4 protein-coding genes are annotated in these 21,533 nt (G+C 61.1%); 3 read left to right on the top strand and 1 reads right to left on the bottom strand.

Translation table 11 applies throughout. The features are described 5' to 3' along the window. Window positions 1-115: 115 nt before the first annotated feature. Window positions 116-17,260, bottom strand: a complete 17,145-nt coding sequence (locus tag QT386_RS08460; RefSeq protein WP_289273316.1) for a LysM peptidoglycan-binding domain-containing protein — start codon at window positions 17,258-17,260, stop codon at window positions 116-118. A gap of 1,136 nt (window positions 17,261-18,396) precedes the next feature. On the opposite strand from QT386_RS08460, the gene QT386_RS08455 reads away from it, so the two are divergent. From QT386_RS08455 to QT386_RS08445, 3 genes are read left to right on the top strand one after another with little or no spacing between them, the layout of a single operon-like run. After that, window positions 18,397-19,737: a GTPase-associated system all-helical protein GASH gene (locus QT386_RS08455; RefSeq protein WP_289273315.1), complete on the top strand. Its 1,341-nt coding sequence runs from the start codon at window positions 18,397-18,399 to the stop codon at window positions 19,735-19,737. Then, window positions 19,737-20,696: a hypothetical protein gene (locus QT386_RS08450; protein ID WP_289273314.1), complete on the top strand. Its 960-nt coding sequence runs from the start codon at window positions 19,737-19,739 to the stop codon at window positions 20,694-20,696. The genes QT386_RS08455 and QT386_RS08450 overlap by 1 nt, the downstream gene beginning before the upstream one ends. Beyond that, the gene (locus QT386_RS08445) at window positions 20,693-21,526 is read left to right on the top strand and encodes a hypothetical protein (RefSeq protein WP_289273313.1); all 834 of its coding nucleotides are present in this window, start codon (window positions 20,693-20,695) and stop codon (window positions 21,524-21,526) included. The genes QT386_RS08450 and QT386_RS08445 overlap by 4 nt, the downstream gene beginning before the upstream one ends. Window positions 21,527-21,533 lie beyond the last annotated feature (7 nt).

The raw sequence follows: 21,533 nt of genomic DNA, 5'->3' as shown, positions 1-21,533 counted from the left end.
CCCAAGGTCCAACTGGCCTGCTCGTCTTTCGATGGGGATGGATACTTGCTTAACTCCCGACGCGTGGCATCCCTTGCGATTGGCTCCATTTCATCCAAGCTCAGCAACTTACTCTTCACTGCCATGGTTTCCATCCATTCAAGCTATCGCCATACGGTGTGAACATACCTCGTTGACCCATTGAATTGAAAATGGCGCTTTGCCGTCCCCCCATCGCACCAAGCACTGCTTGATCACCAAGTGAGGAACGCAGCACCCCAAATTCATATCCCGGATGTGTATGCGCAGACCAGCGCCACCCTTGGCTTGCCAATTGCGAGCCCATATCAGGAGTGATTGGAACCGATGTCGCATCCCCCCGGAAAATTAGTCTTCGGCCGCCGGTCGAAAACATGGCGAACTCGTCTCCAGTAGCTGCGGTTAGTGCAGCCAAATCCTGTTGCCCAAATGACTTATGAACAATGGCGCTAGACCCAAACTCTTGCAACTGTTCCAGAACCCCGGATTGACGCGAACTGAGCGCGCCAAATCCTCGGGAAATGGCAGCAGGGTTGCCCGTGGCCGCATTTGCGGCAATCGTCAGCTCTCCCCCGATTCCGCTTGTCTGTTTCAGAATTCCCACACCTCCGCTTTCCGCGGCCAGGGTCCCCGCCGATCCAGTGCGTGAGGCTGGGCCAAAGCCTCCGGCAGCGAGCATCGCAACCTCACCCAATCCACGGCCGCCCAGTCGGAAAGCTTCGAAAGTGTCGCCCGCTTGGTGCGCGTCTTTCATCGCGCCGATATAGCCGCTAACTCCTCGACCGATCTGGCCTAACGGATCATTACCCAAGAATTCAACAAAGCCGCCGACACCCGCACCCAAAGCTTCCGTGTGCGGTGCAAACGTATCGTTCCCGAACTGACGCGCCACAGCATCAAGCCCTGCCCCGCCCAGTGTCCTTACAGTTGACACAGCGCCCGTGATGGCATTCCACTCCGCTTGCGCCACCCCAATACCTATGCCGTAGGTGGCTAGTGCAGCTGCGCTGGGAGCCACAAAGTCTTGGTCGTAGTAAGCGGGGTTGTCCCTGCTGGGAATCCAGGTCGTATCGCCCTCCACGGTTGCAATAAGGGCTGGGCTCTCCGGGCGAGCATCGGGCGCATAGGCATAGCCATCTTCCCAAACGTCGTCACTCCGTGGAGAGTCCGTACCCGCCAGGAAAGCTTCGCGCCGCGCGTCCCGCATCCGCTGAAGAGCTGCTCCAGACGTCATCCCCTCGCCTCCGGGAGCAGCACTACCGCCTGCGGCCAGAGAGGGCAAGCCCGCCGCCTCTTGAGCCACCATCGTCGCCGTGTACTCGTCCATGCCATTGGCAACCGCCCGCTGGTACGTCTCGGCCCCTTCCTTTCCGAGCGCCTGCACCTCGGCGGGTATCGCACCCGAGCGGGGCTTCATGCTGCTAACGATGGAATTCCCCAGCGCATTGCCAAATCCGTCTGCTGCGATCTGCTCCATCCCTACCTTGCCGCCGCCCTCCAAGGCAATCTCAATCACCCGCCCGGTGGTGTCGATCGCAATGTTGTTCAATGTTTGGGCGGCAAGTTCAGAGACTGTGCCCGAACCCATCTCCTTGCTTAGCCAGTCGTTCACCGCGCCGCTGGTTTTCTTATAGGGTCCAGTCTTGCCCATACCGCCCATTACGGCTGCGGCGGCAACCTGGTTCCAGCTAAAGTGGTCCAGCATGCCCATGCTGCGAGCAGTAGCTTGCCCAGCAATGGAGTTCATGGCGCCCTGCACCATGCCCCGCCCAACGCCATCCGCATTCTTCAAGAAGTCCAGGGGACCGTACCCGCCCGCCCAGTTCAACATCCGCCCAATCCCTGCACCCAGACCCGCGGTCAGGCCGGCAAGGCCCACTTGCTTCAGGGAGAAGTCCTCCTGCGCTCCCAAGGCCATGGCCGTGAGCTGGCCCATAGCGGAGCCCACCGCACCACCCACCGCGGCTGAGACTAAGATACTGCCTGTAGTGCCCAGCACGCCGCCAGTAAGGCCTGCTCCTCCCATCATGATGCTGCTGCCCAAGCCGCCGACAGTGCCGATGCTGGTGCTACCCAATTGCAGCACGGTACCCATGGCGCCCGCGGTGTAGACCGCCGCGACGACGGTAACGGCCACCACAAGGATGGTGACGAGAGTGTTGCAATCCTTAGGCGGCTTCTGTGTCGGCGTGAGGTTACCGACAGCATCGCCTGCGTTGTAGGGCTGGAAGGTGTCCTGGTTGTTGTGAAGATTGCTGACGCGGTTGGGAATACTCAGCGTCATGCCGTGAACCAGATCGGCGTCGCCACCCAGGCCATTGGCGTCGGCAATCAGGTACCAGAGGCTGGCATCACCATAAACGGACTGCGAAATGCCCTGCAGTGTGTCGCCCTCGTTTACCCTGTAAACACTGGGGCTACTGGCCGGGAACTGATCTGAGATTGGTTGGTAGTTATAGTCGAACAAATCATCCGCGATAGTTCCGGCGCTCGCCATGAGCACCCCGCTACTGAACAGGTAGCGTTGGATATAGTTTCCATTGACAGCCCCTACGACTGTGGCAGCCCACGAGCCGCTTTTTGGCTTATCCAACCGCCGCAGAATACGACCTTGCGGATCGACAACGAAGTATCTCTGTGGTCTGGCGTTGTAGCTGTCGTTCAGAGACCCCGTATTGTCATTTGCATCGAAGTCGACGGTAGTTCGACCCTTTACGCTGCCGCCCGAATCACGGACGACGATTTCCTTGACCTTCTTGCTGTCGAAAGATGCGTAGTCATAGGTGTACTTACGCAGCGGGACATCACCTGGACCATCTACGTCGTAGTGAACGACGTTGCCAGCCTTGTCGTACCAGCCGAGGGTATGGCGGTCGGCCAAACCGGTGGTAAATGTCATAGCACCGTCGGCATACGCCGCAGTGTAGTCGTCTACACCCTCGCCCACCTCGCGCTGCTGCAGCAACCATCCGTTGTCGTTGTAGACCGAAAGCGTTCGCGAGCGCAGGCGCCCGCCATTTCGATCGGCTTCCACGTATTCCACCACGCGGCCAGCACCGTCGTAGTCGCGACTGCTCACCAATCCACCAAGGTCACCATCCCCACTCAGTGGATAGGCGTCATAGTAGACGTAGGCTGCCAACAACTGGCGCACCTGGTCATAGACATTGCGCGTGTTTCGCCAGACACTCTTATCATCGTCGTAGCTGCGCTGGTACGCACGGTTGCCGGCCGCATCGTAGCCCAGCTCGCTTCCTTGCACGATAGTTGCACGAATGATCCAGTTCGCAGGCTGCCCAGAAGCCGCCGTGTTCTGACGTTCTCCCTGAGCAACCACGATGCGATTGAGGGCGTCGTACTTATACCAGTAAGTCTTGGTTTCGGGAGGCGGCGGCTGACCATCGTAGAGGAAACTCGGTTCAGCCGACGTGTAAGTGGTCTGTGTCAGCACTCGGTTTCCGACAGCGTCATACCCTGTCTTCTGGTCAAACCAGTTATTGAAGACGCGGGAGATTCGCCCACGCTCATCGTACTGAGTAACTAGGTCTTCAGCGTAAGCTGGCTCGCCAGCAGGTGCAGTCTGACTCCTGATTTCGCTGGTACGATTTCCGCGCAGATCATATTCCAGTGTTTCGGTGAAGCCCGTAGAAATATCAGTGACTTTCTTTCGCAAACCGTTGGCGTAGTACTCGTAGCGGACATCTTGTACGGGCTCAAGCCACGCGTTGTTGAACTGCCGGACCAGGCGACCAAAGGCATCATACTGGTACTGATGCAGTACGCCTCCGAGATCCTGATGGCTGATGAGACGGCCAAAGTAGTCATAACTCCGCTCAAGGGCCGGTTGGTCTCCCTTCTGCTCTCGGATGATCCTTCCCTGGCTGTCGTACTCGTAAGTAGTGCTGAGGGTTGCATCGTTTAGCACCATCGAGAGCGGCGTGTACTCCTTCAGGAGTCTACCGAGCGTGTCGTACCGATAGCGGGTGGTCTCCCCCAGCGCGTTGGTCGATGCAACCCGGTTACCCAACGCGTCATATTGATAGGTGCTGTATTGCTGAACGCGCAGGCCCAGTGTTTCCTGGCGCTTCAAGCGGTCCATCTTGTCGTAGACACGAACGGTTTCGGCACCGCTGGGATCCCTGGTCACCGTTTCACGCCCGAGCGCATCGTAGATGTGGGTCAGGACAAATCCCAACGCATCCACCTCTTTGATCAAATGGCCTCCAGCATCGTAAATCTTGAGGCTGGAAAAGCCATTGGCATCCGTGACCGCAATCTGGCGGCCCAGAGCATCGTGGTAGACACGACTGACAGCGACGGATGAAGACAACAGCGTTCCGTCCGCGGCGTACGTTGCTGCGGCGGGCAGGGCTTCTTCGATGATCTGGTTGCTGTAACCGTAACGATAGTAAGTGACCCAGGCGCCATTCCGCGGATCACTGACATTCAGGACGTTACCCCAGCGATCCAGCGTTTGCGCCACAACAGGGCGTTGCTTCGCCGCACCAGGTGCGGAGTTGATCTCGAATTCGGGCGAGACCGTTCGAGTCACCCTGCCCAGTGCATCGCGCCAGGTCTGCGTAAGTTGCGCGCCCGTAACCCCCGAGAGGTCAGTGAGACTGGAGAGTCGCCTTGACCGGTACCCGCTCAGCTCGTTGGCATCTACCACGCCTGGCAGCGCACTCACCGAACTGATCCGACCAGCGAGGTCGTACTCACTTACCTTGGTGACACCCTCTTCGGCATTGGATTGCCAGGCTCTTCCAGCGGCGTCATAGTCGGTGAATGCGAACCCTGTGAGGTCATCATCAGCATACTGCGCGGTGATCTCGCCGAAAGCGTTGTATTCGGTTTTTGTGCGCAGCGGATCAATCAATTCCCCGAGGGTTTCGTGCCACTTCCGGAAGATATGCGCGGTGCCAATCTGTCTGCCTAAGGCATCATATGAATAGACATCGGCATTCTCCTGCTGCTGGAAGAGCACCATCCCGTCCACGGTGATATCGCTAACCAAACCCTGCTCGCGGTAACGCTTCACCAGCCGTCCCATCGCGTCGTACTGGAAGTTCTCCTCCGCCCCCGTGGCATCGGCGACCTTCGTTACCAAGCCGCGATTGTAGGTCTTCCGAGTGATCTGGTCTGCGGCGTCCAGGATCGGCGTCACCGTATTGCCCGACACGGTTCCGCCCTTGACATGCCGTCGCGAGGCAATCTCATAGCCTAGAATGTCGTAGGCATAGGTAGTCACGGGCGTTACCGAGGTCTCCACGCCGCTAGTGAAGACCTGCGAAGGAGCGTTCGACCCCGCCATATTCTCCACGATGATCTCGCCCGACAGCGTTCCGTCGGCATTGCCGCCCACTGCGGTCAAACTGACCAACTGGTTGGATGAATTCCGGGCAGTCAGGACATAGTTGAACTCTCCACTGGGGGGAGATCCAGCGATCATCTGGGCAATGAAGTGATCCCCCAGCTTCGAGAACACGATCGTACCGCTGGCGCTGGCATTGCTGTATGCCATGGACAGGCTCGTGACACTCGCCGGCACTCCGCCAATATCCAGGTAGGGAGCAGTCTGACTGGCCGCGGAGTTTCCGATTGTCACCCAAGCGCCGCCCACAAATTTTTCCACTTTGACACTGTGCACCGCTACTCCGCTGGTGAAAAGCGGCAGATTGAAAGTAACACCTGCCATTCCAGCCGCGGCTGAAAGAGTTCTGGAGAGAACTTTGTGCCCACCAAAAAAAGCGCCCGTCGTCGTACAGTCGAGGGTAACCCTGACGTCGCCAGTACCCCAGCTCAAAAGTGGGGTGTAGTTGATGGCCAGGTCATAGGTAGATTCGGGATCCCGGAAAAGAGTCGACCATCCCATCTCCCAAGTGCCGATGCTGACCAGATCTGGCGATCCTTCGCTCGAACGAGAGGGTTCGACCACCTTGGTCGCACGCCCCAATCTGTCATAGGTCGTGCGCGTGATGTTACCCAGTGCATCGGCGACAGCGGTAACATTTCCCAGGGCGTCATACTGACGCCAGGATTCGATCACATCACGGACAACACGTCTCGGTGTTGAGAACTGGATCTCGTCAGCAACCGCGCCAACCCGAACCCGGCTGATTTCTCGATCCATCAGATCGTAGTAAATCTTCACCGTACGATCGGCGCCCTGCGACGGCAAAGCGGTCACCACACCATTGCCATTCACGGTGGCAAGACTGGCGGCGGGCAACGCCACGCCAGCAGCGTCTTGCGGCATAACGACGGTTGCACTCGCAGCGTTCGCGTACTCCTTCACTTCAGTCAAACGATCGAAGGCGTCGTACTGCGATGCAGTGACAAAACCCATCGAGTCCAGCTTGCGCACCTGTCGTCCTAGACTGTCATACGCAAAGTGTGTGGTGAGCCAATCACCGTCCGCGCCGCGAAGAGTGCGCTCGCGTAGTTGTTGGCCAAAAGCATCGTAGGAGAACTCCGTTGTGGGCCGACCGCGTCCTCGCGCGCCCGTTTGAGCAACGTAGTAATCGACCTCTGGCTGCTGCACCGAAGTCTTGCGATCCAAGTCATCGTAACGGGTGATGATGGTGCGAGATCCGGTAGCCGAAACCGACCCGGACGCAGCGACAACCAGATCGTAGGTCGCCAGAAGCAATAGGCGCGCGTCGGAATTCACCATGCTCGAGCGAACCTGGGATTCATAGCTATCCAGGTTCGTGGCTGAAATCCGGTCAGCAAAGCGCGTGAGGCTCAGCACGTTGCCATATCCGTCATACGTGTAGCTGGTAACGTAGCGTTCCTCATCGATCTCGCGAAGAAGACGGCCGTTACTGTCGTAAATTTTGTAGCTGAATTTTCCTTCGAGATTGCAATTGGCGATTGCCTGTCCGTAGGCGTTTGTCCAAGTGCGCGTGGACGCTGTCATCGCACGCGATGCATCCCCCACATAGTCGTCCAGATCTGGCGCATACATGGATCCCGAGGGCGGCGTTACCTGGAATTGTGCACCGCGCTGATCGTAAGCGTAGCTGGTACGACGGACTTCGACGAAACCACTTCCGGCAGAGGCCTTGACCCCGTCAACGATGGCGGAAACCTCGCCGAACGCGTTGAATACCGTCTTTGTGGTCTTGTGACCAAGCGCCGCGGAGTTGTCGTAGCCGTATGCCTCCTGGGGAGCCATTTCCTCTATTCGCCGGCCATTGGCGTCATAGTCATAGGTCCAGGTATAGGCAGCCTCGTTACCGGCAGTAGCCAGCTTGTTTACCAGGGTCTTGAGATTGTCGAGTCCGTCGTAAGTGTATCTTTCGGTCTTCCGCTCCGCGTCGGTCAACGTGACAAGGCGACCTAGTCTGTCGTAGCCACGGGTTTCAACCTTATTGCGGTCCACCTCGGGATTCGCGGCAGCCGTGATCAACTGCGCAATCCGATCGGCATTCACCACATCGACCAGAATGCTCTTGTCGTAAGTGATCGTCTCCGCCAGCAATCCCAGGCCGTCGTATTTCTGCTCGGTGATGAACGACTGCAATCCGCCGGAGGAGGTGGAACTGACGCGCAATGTGTAGCGTAACTGGCCGGCATTGTCGTAAGCATATAGAGTCCGGCGTCCAGAGGCCGCTTGGAGCATGGCATCAATACTGCCCGGAGTCTGGGTAGCCGTGAGCCTGGAAGGCTCCAGAGCCAGATCGTAACGAGTAGTTTCTACGACTTGTCCCAGGCTATCGTAGGCATATTTGGTGGCGTAGCCGAGTGCGTCTATGTCGTAGACCTTGCGGCCTTCCTGGTCGTAGTAACTCCTGCCACGCCGGCCAATGTCGACCCCGAAGTTCGCATTATCCAGATAGAGCGTCGAGGTGGAACTGGAACCGCTGCCCTGCGCGGCGAATCGCACGCGAGCCTGGCCTACCCATTGAAGTGCGACAGCATGGAGAAGCCCCGCCTCCCTGGCTTGTCCCTTGTCATAGACGTAAACCGTGGCACCGGTTGTGGTGAGCTCCAGTTCGACAACCAAATCTCGATTGGGGGTGTTGATGGTCCCCAAGAGAACCTGCTGGACTTGGTTTCCAGTAGTGATGCTCGCGTAGATCTGGCCATCCTGGAAGTAGGCCGCGACAGCGCGGTAGGACGTGCTGGACTGGTTGTTCTCCAGACCGACCGAAACACGGCGCCCCGCAATACTGCTGCCAGTATTGAGATCAGTCTTGAAGTTCAGGGGATAGCCTGCTGAGAAGCTGCTGAACTGCCCAACCGCGGTGCCAGAGGCAGAATTGGCGGGGCTGGTGATTGCCAAACGGCCGCCGGTGGCCTGCATGAACCCCGAGGCGGGGGTCAGTGTTAGGCCAGCGGCACCGGTGGCAAAGTCCTGCGACCACAGCAGTGCCGACGATGGTAGCGCCGCTTCGAGCTGAGCCTTGGTCGGCGCAATCGTCAGTGCAGCTGTAGCAATCGGCGCACTGTACTGTCGAGCCCCGATGACATTGTCAAAGCTATCCCTATCGTAGCCAGTGACATAACCCAAGGAATCGATGTCGTAAAGCTTTTGACCGTGTAGGTCGTAGACGCACCAGCTGCTACGGTCGTCACTACTGGCCAGGGTGGACACTTGGGCATCCAGCGCGGCGCGCTCGACCGGCCCGGTACCGCTCAAGGCTTTGGCGTAACGGACAGTCCGAGTGATATTGCCGAAGATATCCGTGCTGTAAGCCGTGAGGCTGCGCATCGGATCGATCTGATAGATCAAACGGCCTGCAGGGTCGTAGACGTTATAGTTAACCCTGTCGCGGCCGTCGTTCTTGAGCGCGTTCACCCGGCCAGGAACAGTGGCCATGTCCAGCGCATCATTCTGGCCGAGAACGGCTTCCATCTGTCGAGTTGAGAGCACACGGCCAGCACCGTCGTATTGCATCGCTGTAACGCCGCGCTTGCCATCGACCTGGTACGCCAGCCGCCCGGCCGCATCGTAGAGGTAAGTAGCCACTACGTCGCGCGCCGCATCCTGTCGTGAGCTAAGCGCGGTTTCCACGTTTGCCGCTGTCGGCGCGTCGACGGCAAGGGTCGCATCGCGAGTGGAGTACGAGGTGGCGGAGGAGATGGCGCCCAGAAGACTGTAGTTCGTCCGGCGTACCAGTACCTTGTAGCTGGGTAAAGTCTCGCTGAGCGTGCGCAGCTCGTAGACTTCGCGACCGGCACCGTCATAGATATAGCGCGTGACTGCGTTCTTTGAAGCATCAGGCAGACTGGAAAGCGCCGCGTCCACCCCCGCCTTTGTCATGAGGGTGCCTGCGGTCAGCGAGGCGAAGAAGCGAGTTTTCTTGGTTACATTACCTGTCTTGTCATAGATGTACTGTGTCAGATCACGAAGTTCGCCGACCGAGTAGGCCAGGCGTCCGGCGGCATCGTAGAGGCTGTATTCGTGTCGGTCACTTCCGTTAGCTGAAGGCGCCGTGCTTGACAAGGCGATCTTCTTCGATGGGGTTAGCTCTTCGACGTAACGGATGCTTTCGAGACGACGATCCATTTCGTCATATCGAGATTCGATGACACTGCCGGAACTGTCTACCTCAAAGCGCTCTCTACCAGCCGAATCGTACACACTATAGGCACGTCGGTCCGCGCTATTGCTGTCGGGCACGGAGAGGGTCTCCGTGAGGTTGTCCAGGTAAGCGATCCCGCTACCTCCCGCATTCTGCTGTATCCGGCTGCGCGCATTACTCCAGGTGGCGATCACCTGCTGGACAAGGCCGCTGGCACGGGACTGCCCCTTCTCATAGACGATCAGGGCGCTGCCGGTGGCAGTCACCGATACTTCGATGACATAGGTCACACCCGCCATGTAGCTGCCGAGCACCGTCTCGCTGAGGGTGCTGTCAGTCTGGCGCACCGACTTGATCTGGCCGTTGACGAAGTTAGCCAGATGGGATCTTTGCGCGCCAGTGCTGCTCTCGGCGCCGACGCTGAAGCTGCCGGAGATTGAGGCTGGGGTAAACTCGCTGCGGAACACTCGCGGGGTCGTGGTCCCGATGCTGTGGATTCGGGTGCTCTGCAGGGTGGCCGCTGTGGCCGAAGCCGTGAGGACCAAGCGCCGGTTCTCCAACTGGATACCGGTGCTGCTTCCCGCCGCGAGCGTGTACTGGGCCAAACCGGCGCTGAAGTCTTCGCCATAGCCCCCGCCGTTGAGCGCAACGATTACATCCACCGGACGCGGGTTCGTTGGCAGCGATGCCGTGACCACTTGGGTGGCGTAGCGCACGGAATTGACGATCCGCCCTGCCGCATCGTAGATGTACCCCGTGACGTTGCCGAGGGCATCGATGGTAAATGTGACCCTTCCGTCACTATCCAGCACCTGCCAGATGCTGCGATCCGCCTGCGTGTCCGGGATGAGGCGACCGGTGATCACGTCGGGGGTGGTCGTGTCGGTGAGGCCGTTCAGGGAAATGGCTTTGGAGTACTGCACCGTGCGGGTCACACGGCCTTCAGCATCGTAGCTCGTGCCCGTCACCGCCCCCAGAGGATCAACGCTGTAGACCAGCCGATTCGCGCTGTCGAACAGGTAGCGCCAGGCATTAAGATTGGCATCCACTTTCCTGACAAGATTGTCGTTCTTGTCATAAGCGTAGGTCGTCGTGATGTTGAGCTTTCCGCTGCCCGGATCAACCACCTCCCGGATGCGACGCCCTGCATTGTCGTAGATGTATTCGATGGTCCGCAGTGCCGCAGAAGAGAAGGACCACGATCCACTGCTATCGCTGGCTTGTACGCCTTCCTTTAGGCTCAGAATCCCGCCTGCGGTGTCGTAGCCATAGACCGTAGCGATCTTCAGCGGTGTCGGCTGCACAGCACGCGCCGTGGCATCTACGATTACCGCCGCTACCTGGCCCTTAGCGTCGTAGACGGTTTCGGTGGCCACGCCGTCTGCATCCGTCACCTTGACCACCGCCCCAAAGGCGTCATGGGCGTAGGTGGTGACCAGATTCAGCGCACCGCTCTTGGTTCCGTTGGTTCCGTTTGGCAAGGGGAAACTGGAGGGATCCACGGTCCGGGTCAGGGTTCGTCCGGCGGCGTCATAGCTATAGCTGGTCCGGATGCCTGAACGATCGACGATGCCGATCAGCTGGCCGGCCTTGTTGTAGTCATTGCTGCTGATCAGGTTGAGACCCGTCGCATCGACAACCTGGGTCTTCAGGCGCCCATCGCGGTCATACGTCCACTCACTGACCTCGGTCACCGCACCATTAGGAAGCTCGATCCGGACCTTGCTGCCATAGCGATCGTAGGTGGTGGTGGTGACGACGCCTTCCGGGGTCGTCACCGTCACGGTCCGGCTGCCGGTGGCAGCCATGCTGTAGGCGTAGCTGGTGATGTTGCCGAGCTTGTCCGTCTGCGTCAGCACCTGGCTGAAGGCGTCGTAGGCGGTGACCGTCCCCTGGTTCAGCGGATCGGTGGTCGTAACCAACCTGCCCAGCTTGTCGTAGGAGGTCTTCCAGTTGCGCCCCATGCCGTCGGTCTTCTGGATCACCCGCCCGAAGGCGTCGTAGTCCTGCGACGCCCCGATCTGAAGTCCGCCACTGACGCTATCGACCGTGCTGGTCTTCTGCAAACCCCTGCGATCATAGGTCAGCAGATCCTTGCGCGTAACCAGGCTTGCGCCGGCCTGCAGCCGTACCTGGCTGATCTGGCGCTCGACCTGCCCGAAGGCGTTGTAGATTTGCCGATTGACGACGTTGAGCGCATCGGTGGTCTGGCGCAGCTGGCCGCGCAGGGTGTATTCAAAACCAGTGGTGCGCTTGGCGTTGTCCTGAGCCGGCAGCCGGCTGCTGACCTCGGTGAGGTTGTTGCCGCCGGTCAGGCCGGTCATCGAGATGCGGGCGCTGTACTGCACCGAGGCGGAGATTTCGCCGAAGGCGTTGTACTGGATCTCGGTGACCTCACCCTCGGTCGCCAGGCTGCCGGTGGTCACGGTGTAGCGCAGGCGACCCTGGCTGTCGTAGTAGAAGTACGAGAGCTTGCCGCCCGCCGCCGTGGTCTTGATGCGGCGGCCGGCGTTGTCGTAGTCGTGCTGGTCGCCGTAGGCGCCCCAGGCGGTGGTGCGAGCCGATCCGCTCGCCGTGCGAAGCACCTCGCTGCCCTCGCCTCCCGCTTCCCGCTTCACGCGGCCCAGCGCGTCGTATTCGTAAGTCGTGCTGCGACGGTCGGTCGAGGTGGTCGACTGGTCCGCACCGCGGGTCATGCGGTCGAGGAAGCCGGTCTTGGCGTTGTATTCGTAGGTGGTGCTGTTGAGCAGGGTCTGCGTCGACCCGGTCAGGGTGTTTTCGTCCGTCTGCACGACACGGCCAAGGGTGTCGTAGGAGTAGCTCTTGATCCAGGCCTTCAGGCCAGCGGCCGGGGTCGCTTCCGTCGCGTAGTTATCGACCGTCTTGGTGCTGGTGTAGGTGACGGCCTTGCCGAAGCGCCGCTCCTCGGTCCGGTTACCGGCGACGTTGTAGGTGTACCGGGTGAAGTAGCCCTCGGCATCGATCGTGCCGGTCAGGTCGCCGCGCGCGTTGTAGAGATTGCGCGTCACTAGGTCTAGGGCGGTCGACGCCGGGCGCACCGTGGCCAGGGTCTGACCCGCGACAGCCAGCGTGTTGTAGCGGGTTGTTGAAACCTGTCTGCCGGCAGCGTCGTAGGTGTATTCGGTGAGGTAGCCCTCGCCGTCGATCATGCCGCGCAGCAACCCCTCGCCGCTGTAGAACAGGCGCGATTCGCGCTTGTTGGCGGTGTAGGCGGAATTCTGCAGTTCCGTCTTGACGGCATCGAAGCTCAGGGTAACGGTGGTGAGCATGCGGGTGGCGTAGGCCACCTCGCCGGTCTTGCGCCCGGCGCCGTCGTAGATTGTTTCCGTCACGCTGCGCTGCGTGCTCTCGACGTCGTTCGTGTCCGCGGCTGTATCGCTGACGACCGTGTAGACCAACCGGCCACCGGTGTCATAGAGATAGTCGGTGACACGGTTGGTGGTGGCGCTGATGCTGGCACCCGTCGTGACCGAGCCCTGCGGCTGCTCCGGCGAGGCGCCGGTGGGCGGGTAGCCCAGGAAGGCCAGAGCCTCGGCCTGCGGCGGGGACGGCGGCACCACGGGGGCGCCGGGCGGCGTCGAGGAACTGCTCGGGGTCCGCGGCGGCGGCAGGACCACCGGCGGGCCCGGCGGCGTCGAGGAGCTGACTGGGGCCGGCGGCGGATCGCCGTTGCCCGGCAGATTGGGATCTGGCTGGTCGCGGCGGAGTACCGTGATGACCGAAGTGGCGGTCTTGGATCCGCTGGTGATCGTCACCTCGACAGACCGGTTGGTCAGCATGGTCGTGCCCAGAGGTGTGCGCACGTACTTCAGCTTGTTGAGGATATTCCGGTAGTCCGCGATGGTGGCGGCACCCGTGCTGGTAAAAGTGATGACACCGTTACTGTAGGTGGCGCTGATCGGCGGGCCACTGAGCGGAAGCGTGATGCCATCCAGATCAATGCGCTCCGACAGCACCGCGAAGCCCGGGATGCGGGCCACCGCGCCGCTGATCAGGTCGCCATCGGGCTCGACGATGCTGACCGCGCCGCCGAGCATCACCTCGTTGGTGCCGTAGCCCAAGCGGACGGTCTGGTCCACCCCCAGCGCCTGGTCGTTGAAATCCAGGATCGGCGCGTCGTCGACGGGATTGATAGTGATGCTGACCGCGGCCGTGGGACCCGAGACGTAACCGTCATGCAGGGCAATGTCGACAAAGCGCTGCTGGGCCGAGGGATTCTCGGAATAATTGCCGTACTTCAGTGTCTCGAACAGCGCCTGGTAGCTTGCGATCGAGGCTTGTCCGGCGAAGGTCATCGTGCCAGCAACGGTGTTGGAGCTGACCTGGATGCCGTGGGTCTGGGCCAGGCTGGTATCGACCAGTAACACCTCAAGCCCCTGCTCCAGCACCTGGCGGATGCTGATGGTGGCGCCGTAGATGTCGGTACCATCGTGGTCGGTGATGACCGGGTTGAGCGTCAGCGGGATCGGCAGCTGGTTTTCGGTCATGGTCACGGCGTTGCCCGTGCCGGCCGTGTTGCCGTTCAGGTCGATGACCGCATCATCGATCGGCGTGACGGTGACGGTGGCCACCGCCGTGGGACCCGAGGCATAGCCGTCGGTGACGGAGATGTCGACGAAGCGCTGCTGTGTCGATGGAGCATCGGACTCGTTGCGGTACTGCAGCGTCGCGAGCAGCGCCTTGTATCTCGTGATCGAGGCTTGTCCGGCGAAGGTCATCGTGCCGGCAGCGGTGTTGGAGCTGACAGTGATGCCGTAGCTCTCGGCCAGGCTGGTATCGACCAGCAACACCTCCAGGCCCGGCTCCAGCACGTTGCGGATGCTGATGGTGGCACCCCAGAGATCGGTGCCATCGTTGTCCGTGATGACTGGATTCAGCGCCAGGTCGACCTGGTTGTTCTCGTTCAGCGATACGGTGTTGCCGGTGCCGCCGGTGCCGTTGTTCAGATCCAGGATCGGCGTCTGGTTGATCAGGGTGACCCGGGTCGTGGCGACGATGCTCTTTTCGCTGCCGTCATCGGCGACGATCTGGATCTGGCGGGTGCCGTTGATCTTGAGCGTGGCGTTGATCTGCAGTTTCAGCGCCCGCAGTGCGGTCTGGAAAAGGGACACGGCCCGCGCCTGGCCGCCGGTGCCGCGGATGGTCAGCAGGTTCTGGCTGGGCTCGTAGATCTGCTCAAGACCCGAGGGCAGGCTGGAGGCATTGAGGACTTCGGCGGTGCCCTGGCGCGGGTTGAGGATCTTGATCGTCAATGACGTCCAGGTGGCGCTCGCACTGTCGGTCGCGGTCGCGGTGGCGTCGACGATGGAGACCGGGCTCGCGCCGTCGCTGTTTAGCGCGTAGTCGACACCGGACCCGGCGCCGTTGAGGTCGATGCGCGGGCGCTCGTTGAGCGTCGGCTGGCCGGCAGGGGTGCCGCGCAGCTGCGCCATGGTGAGACGATAGGGATTGCCGTTGGCATCCACCAGCGAGCTGGCGGTGATGCGGCTGCTGTAGCGGATCGTGCGGACGACCTGGTTGGCTTCGTTGTAGACGGTCTCGGTCAGTTCGCCTTCGGGGTTGACGACGCCGACCATGCGGCCGCGCTCGTCGTAGACGTAGTGCGTGCGCCCGAGCAGCGGATCGGTCGACATGATCTGCCGACCGTTAGCGTCGTAGCTGTACGTCGTCGTCCCCAGCGCGGTGTTGGGGTTGAGGATGCCGGTCGTGCTGCCGCTGACCTGCGCCACGCTGATCAGGTCGCCGGCCTTGTTGAAGAGGCTGGTCGTCTGCAGCAGATGCGTGGAGCTGATCTTGTCCACGGTGGTGACGATGCGGTTCAGGGCATCGTCATAGACGTTGACGGTCTGCCGGACGGTGGCGTCCTGGGTGCTCGATCCGGTGGTGGTCAGGACGCGGCCGAGGCCATCGTAAGTGTAGACGGTGGTGACGGTGCCGCTGGAGACCAGGGGGTCGGTGCCCTGCGGGCTCTGCTGGATCGTGCTCAGCAACCGGCCGGCGCGGTCGTAGGTGAAGGTGGTGACCTGCTGGCCAGCGGCGACACCGACGCCGGCGTCATCCAGGCTCAGGTAGCGCGTGGTGGTGCTCAGCTGGCCGACGGCATCGTAGGTATAGTCGATGCGCTCGGCCTGCTTTCGGCGGATGCCCAGGTTGGTGACCCAGGTCGCCAGCAGGCTTTCGTCGAAGGAGCCGGCCGTGTACAGCCACTCGGGGCCGTTTCCGGCATAGCGGAGGGTGCTCTTCAGCAGCCCGTTGCGGGCGTGGGCGTTGTCGAAGTACTGGTTCTCGGTGACGCGGCCCTCGGCGCTGATGACGAAGCGCAGGTGCTGTTCGGCGTCGTAGACATATCGCGTCACCTGCGGCGCCGCCGGTTCGCCCGTGGCGAAGTTGTCCGCGGCCTGGGTCAGGTAGACGGTTTCAGTCAGCAGCTGGTCCGCGGTGTTGTAGCTGCGGCGAGCGGTGTTGCCGTCCTGGTCGCGGGTTTCGGTGAGATTGCCGCGCGCGTCATAGGTGTGGCGCACGCGCAGGAACTGGCCCGCCGCGGTGGTGGTCACCACCTCGGTGATGTTGTCCTGGGCATCGTAGGTGTAGCTGGTGGCGGCTCGCACGCCGCTGCTGGTCTGCGGCGTCGCAATCTCGACGAGGCGATTCTTGGTGTCGAAGACATAGCTGGTCACCCGCCCCATCGGGTCGGTGACCGTGGTGCGACGGTTGACGACGTCGTAGTCGACGTAGGTGCTCCGGTAGGCCGGGGTGCCGCTGTTGTCGTAGAGCTGCTGCAGGCTGCCGACCCGGTATTCGTTGCCGACCAGGATGTAGCCGATCTTCAGTTCGCTGCCGTCGCTCTGCGAAACCCGGCTGACCAGCTTGGTGTTCTCGAAGTACTCGTAGTTGGTGATGTAGGTGCTGGCGTCTTCGGTACGGTTGTTGACGTTGGTCAGGTCGACCTTGACCTGGGACAGGCGTCCGGCGGTGTCGTAGAAGTAGCGGACCCGCACCGCGGCGGTAGAGACGCTGCCGCCGGCGGCAGCCATGCTCACCTGCTTGAGCTGGGTGCCGGTGTACTCCAGGTAGGTGATCTTGCCGTCCGCATCGGTGATCTGGGTGATCAGGTTGCTGCTGCCGGAATAGGCGTAGGTCAGGCCCTGCCCGTCGCGGTTCTTCTGGGAAACAATCCGGCCGCTGGCGTCGTAGGTTTCGATGAGGCCGTTGGTGGTGTCTTCATACACCCACTCGGTGGCGCTCTTCTTGTACAGGATGTCGTGGCTGCCGCTGCCGTCGGTGCTGGACCAGTAGCCGGCGCGTGTGACGCCATCGAAGCCCACCCAGTTGCCGCTGTTGTAGGTGAAGCTCGCACGGTGGCCATCCGCGCCTTCGCGGGTGATCGGGGTCTGCGCCGAACCCGCGGGCAGGTCGATCAGGCGGCGGTAGAAGGACAGCTGCCAGTTGTCGGCGTTATCGTCCGACATCAGCCCCCGGCTGTTGTAGGTCCGGATCGCCGCGGCGTCCAAACCCAGCGCCGCAAGATAATCGTCCTGCGATTGCAGGATCAGGTTACCCGTCGCGGCGTTCAGGTAGGCACGGTCATTCCCATTGCCCAGGCGACCCGATCCGTTGGCGCCAAAACCGTTCAGCTGGTTCAGCGAGGTGTTGAACAGACCCAGACCTTCGCCGCCCACGATTGCAACCATGTGTTTCCCCAATCCCCGTTTTTATTCAGGCTTTTTTGGCCTGTTTTGTACTAATCCGTAGAATTGGAAAATCGTTAAGCGGGGAATGAGAATTTCTATTCAATGCGTTGATTAATATTAAATTTTATCTAAATAACCGCTATCTAAAAACATGATCCACCCGTCAGGTCCGATCATTGAAAGTTCCTAAGCTAGTTGCCGGGCTTAGAGCTGTGGCCACCAAGACCCTGACATATGGAATGAGCACAACATCGTGGCAGGGCACACGGCTTAAACGGCTTAAGACCGCCTGCAGAAAGCGGATGTTCAGGTCAGAATGCGAGGGCTCGAAGCGGATATCGGATGTTTCAGTTTCCTCCGGCAGACCGCCGTTGACATGCGATCAGCAGACGGACGAGGGGCCTCTTTGAAGAGAATCCGATAATCCTAATCCACAGAAATTGAACGAAGAGTTAGCGCTCATGAAAGGCCTAAAAAAGCATGGCGGGAATGTGGTCCAAGAGCCAGGGGGAGGAAAACTGCTGGCCATGGTCAAAGAATCGCTGGATCTGTCACTCATACCTTCGGGAACTGAGGGGATTTATTTGCTGCATTTCTCATCTGGAGAGAAGCAACCTTACGGCCCTGCGCTCGCCTTTCCACCGACGTTTTCGAATCGAGTTCCCAGCTGCTGGACCCCATTTTTTTCTACGTCCCTAGAAGGCATAAGTAGGGCCACTGGATATCGTCCGGTGCCGCCCGCTCTCTGGAAATGGCTGATAGCAGTTCGAGTTGATTTTCCTTCAGACCAACCATGGACATCCCGAGAGTGGAGAACAGAAAGCAACAGCAACCTGTTCGGGACGATTGAGGCATTTTCGGCAACGCCATTGCTGAACAGACCGGCAGCATGTTGGAACATCGGTTTTCAAAACGAAACGCTCGTCGTTGGGAACCGGGTAATGGGATACCCATGATCGTCGCCCCAAGGTCCGCTATCGCAAGGCGAAAAGCGTGGACGGCAGCATGCGCGGCCTCTCTGGCGCGCCGCTCTTGTCACCGAAGATATACACTCGCAGAGTAGGAGGTGCCCAACTGCTGGGGTGACAGTCCCAAGATTTCGGGGCCCACAAAACTAGGGGACAAAGGGATCGGATATGAGCGAAGAGGTTTTGATCAAGTTCTTGAAAGCGGGCCTGATTCCGGTCGGGGGCGACGATGCCAAGCTGCTCAAGCTCCAGGAGGCCGCGTCGGACTTGTCGGTCGCTTTGTTGAAAGCTCCTTCCAAGGCTTCTGCATTCGCACTGGTTGCTTTCGATCCGGAGGCCCCCGCCAAGGACCCCACGGTCCAGGAAGGCCTGGCGGCACTGCAACATCGCTGGACCACCTACGCAAACACCTTTTCCGGCCCGCCGGTCACGGTTGTGCGCGCCATGCTGCTCGATGCCCTTTACCAAGCGGCCGCCAAGAACGAACACATCGGCGTGGCCTTCGTCGCCTCCGCGAGGAACGTGCTGCCTTACACCGAATCGGGGAACGAACGGGGCATCTGGATCGACACGGTGGGCGAGATCGAGCGAGCGGTTGATGCCAGGGCGGAAGCGGAGTGGGCCACGCCGGACTCGATCACCGTTGCTGCGATGGAATACGAGAAGCCGGCCGCCATCAAGGTCGGTGGCGCAGCAGCGACCGTGGACAAGGCCGCATTGACGAAAAAGTTCGAAGCGGCGGCAGGTCCGCAATCACAAGGTCCCCAAGGCAACGTGGCCACCAACGGCAATCCGCAGTGGGCACATAGCAACCCGCAACATTGGGTGTATGAGTTTGGTACTCGAATGGCCGCCGCTGTCGCCGAGGCCATCGAGACCGCCTCGAAGAAGACGGCTGTCGAATCGATCGATTTTTCACAGCCTCTGCTGGGGCTGGCACAGGCAGTTTCCACTCATGTCGATGCCACGCTCAGCGCCTTCAGCGGCGCCACCGCCGGCCTGCAGCGCCGGACCAACCTGCTGTGGTGGAAGGAAGCGCTGTACTCGCCCAGTGCACGCACCAGCTATCGCGACCTCACGCCTGCGAATGCAGTGGCCTTGATGGCGCTGGATCTCCATCGCCAGGTTCCGGTGTTCTCGCCCGCCAGCGTGGCCTCCTTCCTGCATGAAACGGTCCTAAGCCTGCCCGAATTCCATCGGGACGATGAGCTGACGCTGGTCGAGCTCGTAAGGGATGCTCGCATGACGGACGCGCTGGGACCGTTGAGAGAGGCTGCAGCAGCGTTGATCGCAGCGCCCACCGGCCGGGGGCCCATTCTGGGTCTGATCGGCCATGGCGGCGCCGTCGCCGCGATCGACGACTCGGACCTGTTCCGGGACTGGGTTGGGGTGCGGGCAGACACGCCGCTGACTCTCGCGAACTGGGCAACCTGGCTGTTCCGGGAGCTGCAGGCCGCCAGGGCGACGACACTGGTTCCGGCTTCCAAGTCGCGTGCGAAGAAGTCCTGATGAGCCCCTGCTCTCGCGAAGACTGTTTCGCCCCCGACAGCACCTGCGCACTCGGCAACCCCGATCCACAGAAGTGTTCGGCCTGGAAGGGAGAGACCGCTCCCAACGTCAATCCGGAACCGGGCGGCGACCACCTGGTCATGCCTTGGTCAGGCAGCGCCTTGGGTCTGGTGGACATCGGCTTCGTGGCCGGCCGATCGAAGCCCGTGGTGGTCGGCATCGCGGGTCCGCAGAACGCCGGAAAGACCACGCTACTCGCGGCCTGGTACTTGCTGCTGGGGCGCGGCCTCGTGCCTGGTGACAAGCGCCGCTTCGCGGGCTCGTACACATTGTCGGGGTGGGAAGCGGTGGCCAATTCCCTACGCTGGAGCCCGGGGCAGCCGCCCGGCTTTCCGCCTCACACAACCAGCCGGGCGGGCCGCATACCAGGACTGCTGCACCTAGCCTTCCGCAATTCCGAAGCGCGGTTGCGCAGCTATCTCTTCGCCGACGCCCCCGGCGAGTGGTTCCAGAGCTGGGGAGTCAATCGGGATGGCCCCGAGGGTGGCGGTGCCCGATGGGTATCCGAATATGCCGACGTCCTTCTTCTGGTAGCTGACTGTGAAGCCTTGTCGGGTCCGACCTTGGGAACAGCCCGTGGTGCTTTCCAGGTGCTTGCGCGCCGTGTCTCGGCAGAGCGTCGCGGTAGGCCGGTCGGCCTAGTCTGGACCAAGGCCGACAAGCCGGTGAGCCCGGAGATGGAGAAATCGATCCGCGCCGCCGTTTTCTCCCTGATGCCCGACGCCGTGGAGTTCCGCGTCAGCATCGTCGCGGAGGCGTCGAGCGGCTCCGACACCGGCCAGGGCCTACTGGAACTACTCGACTGGACGCTGGATGCCCAGCGGCTACGGCCGTTAATGCCCGACCATAAGGCCGCTGGTACCGATCCACTCTTCCTGTTTGGAGCGAGAACGGCGTGAGCGACTCCGACAACTCCATCCTGCTCATCGGGGAGTCCGGCGCAGGCAAGACGCACTTCGGCGCCCAGCTACTCAAGCGACTGCTGCAGGCAGAAGGCGCACTCCGGATGGACGGTGCGGCGACCAATCTGGAGCCGTTCCAGGCGGCCATGCAGCGCCTCGACGAGGGCATGGCCGCGGATCACACGGCGACAGCGACCTATGTCGATAGCGTCTGGCCGATCACCGACGCCCAGGGGCGCAGGGCCCAGCTGATCTGGCCCGACTACGGCGGCGAGCAGATCAAGACGATTTCCACCTCCCGCCGCGTTCCCGTGGCCTGGAGGGAGCGGGTATTGCCGGCACAGTCCTGGCTGCTGCTGATTCGCCTTCAGCATACCCGCGTTAGTGACGATATTTTTTCGCGTCCTTTGCAACAGCTGGGGGGCGGCGGCACTGCGCAGCGCGCGGCTGCGTTGTCGGACCAGTCCCGTCTGATCGAACTGCTGCAGATGATGATCTACATCGGAGCGCCGGCCGTCAGCGAGCAAATGATACGGCCGCGGCTGACGGTGCTGCTCACCTGCTGGGACGAGCTGAAAACCGAGGAGCTGCCGGGGTCAATACTGCAGCAACAGCTGCCGATGCTGACGGACTTCATCAAGAGCACCTGGGCGAGCCCGGAGGTGCTGGGACTGTCGGCCCTTGAGCGGCCGCTGCATCCGCGCGATCAGGATCCCGAGTACGCCGCGCGCGGCCCGGAGCAGTTCGGATACGTGGTGCTTCCGGACGGACAGCGTTCGACCGACCTGACCCTGCCGATCCAGCGCCTGCTGATCGATCTCGCCTGACCGGCTG

It is taken from the genome of Solimonas sp. SE-A11 (genome assembly GCF_030345715.1).
Classification (GTDB): Bacteria; Pseudomonadota; Gammaproteobacteria; order Nevskiales; family Nevskiaceae; genus Solimonas_A.
This window is presented reverse-complemented; position numbering and strand designations above follow the sequence as displayed.

Bases quoted from the DNA above. Each gene is read 5' to 3' on its own strand.
- QT386_RS08450 (WP_289273314.1), top strand. From the start codon at position 19,737: ATGAGCCCCTGCTCTCGCGAAGACTGTTTCGCCCCCGACAGCACCTGC.
- QT386_RS08460 (WP_289273316.1), bottom strand. From the start codon at position 17,260: ATGGTTGCAATCGTGGGCGGCGAAGGTCTGGGTCTGTTCAACACCTCG.
- QT386_RS08455 (WP_289273315.1), top strand. From the start codon at position 18,397: ATGAGCGAAGAGGTTTTGATCAAGTTCTTGAAAGCGGGCCTGATTCCG.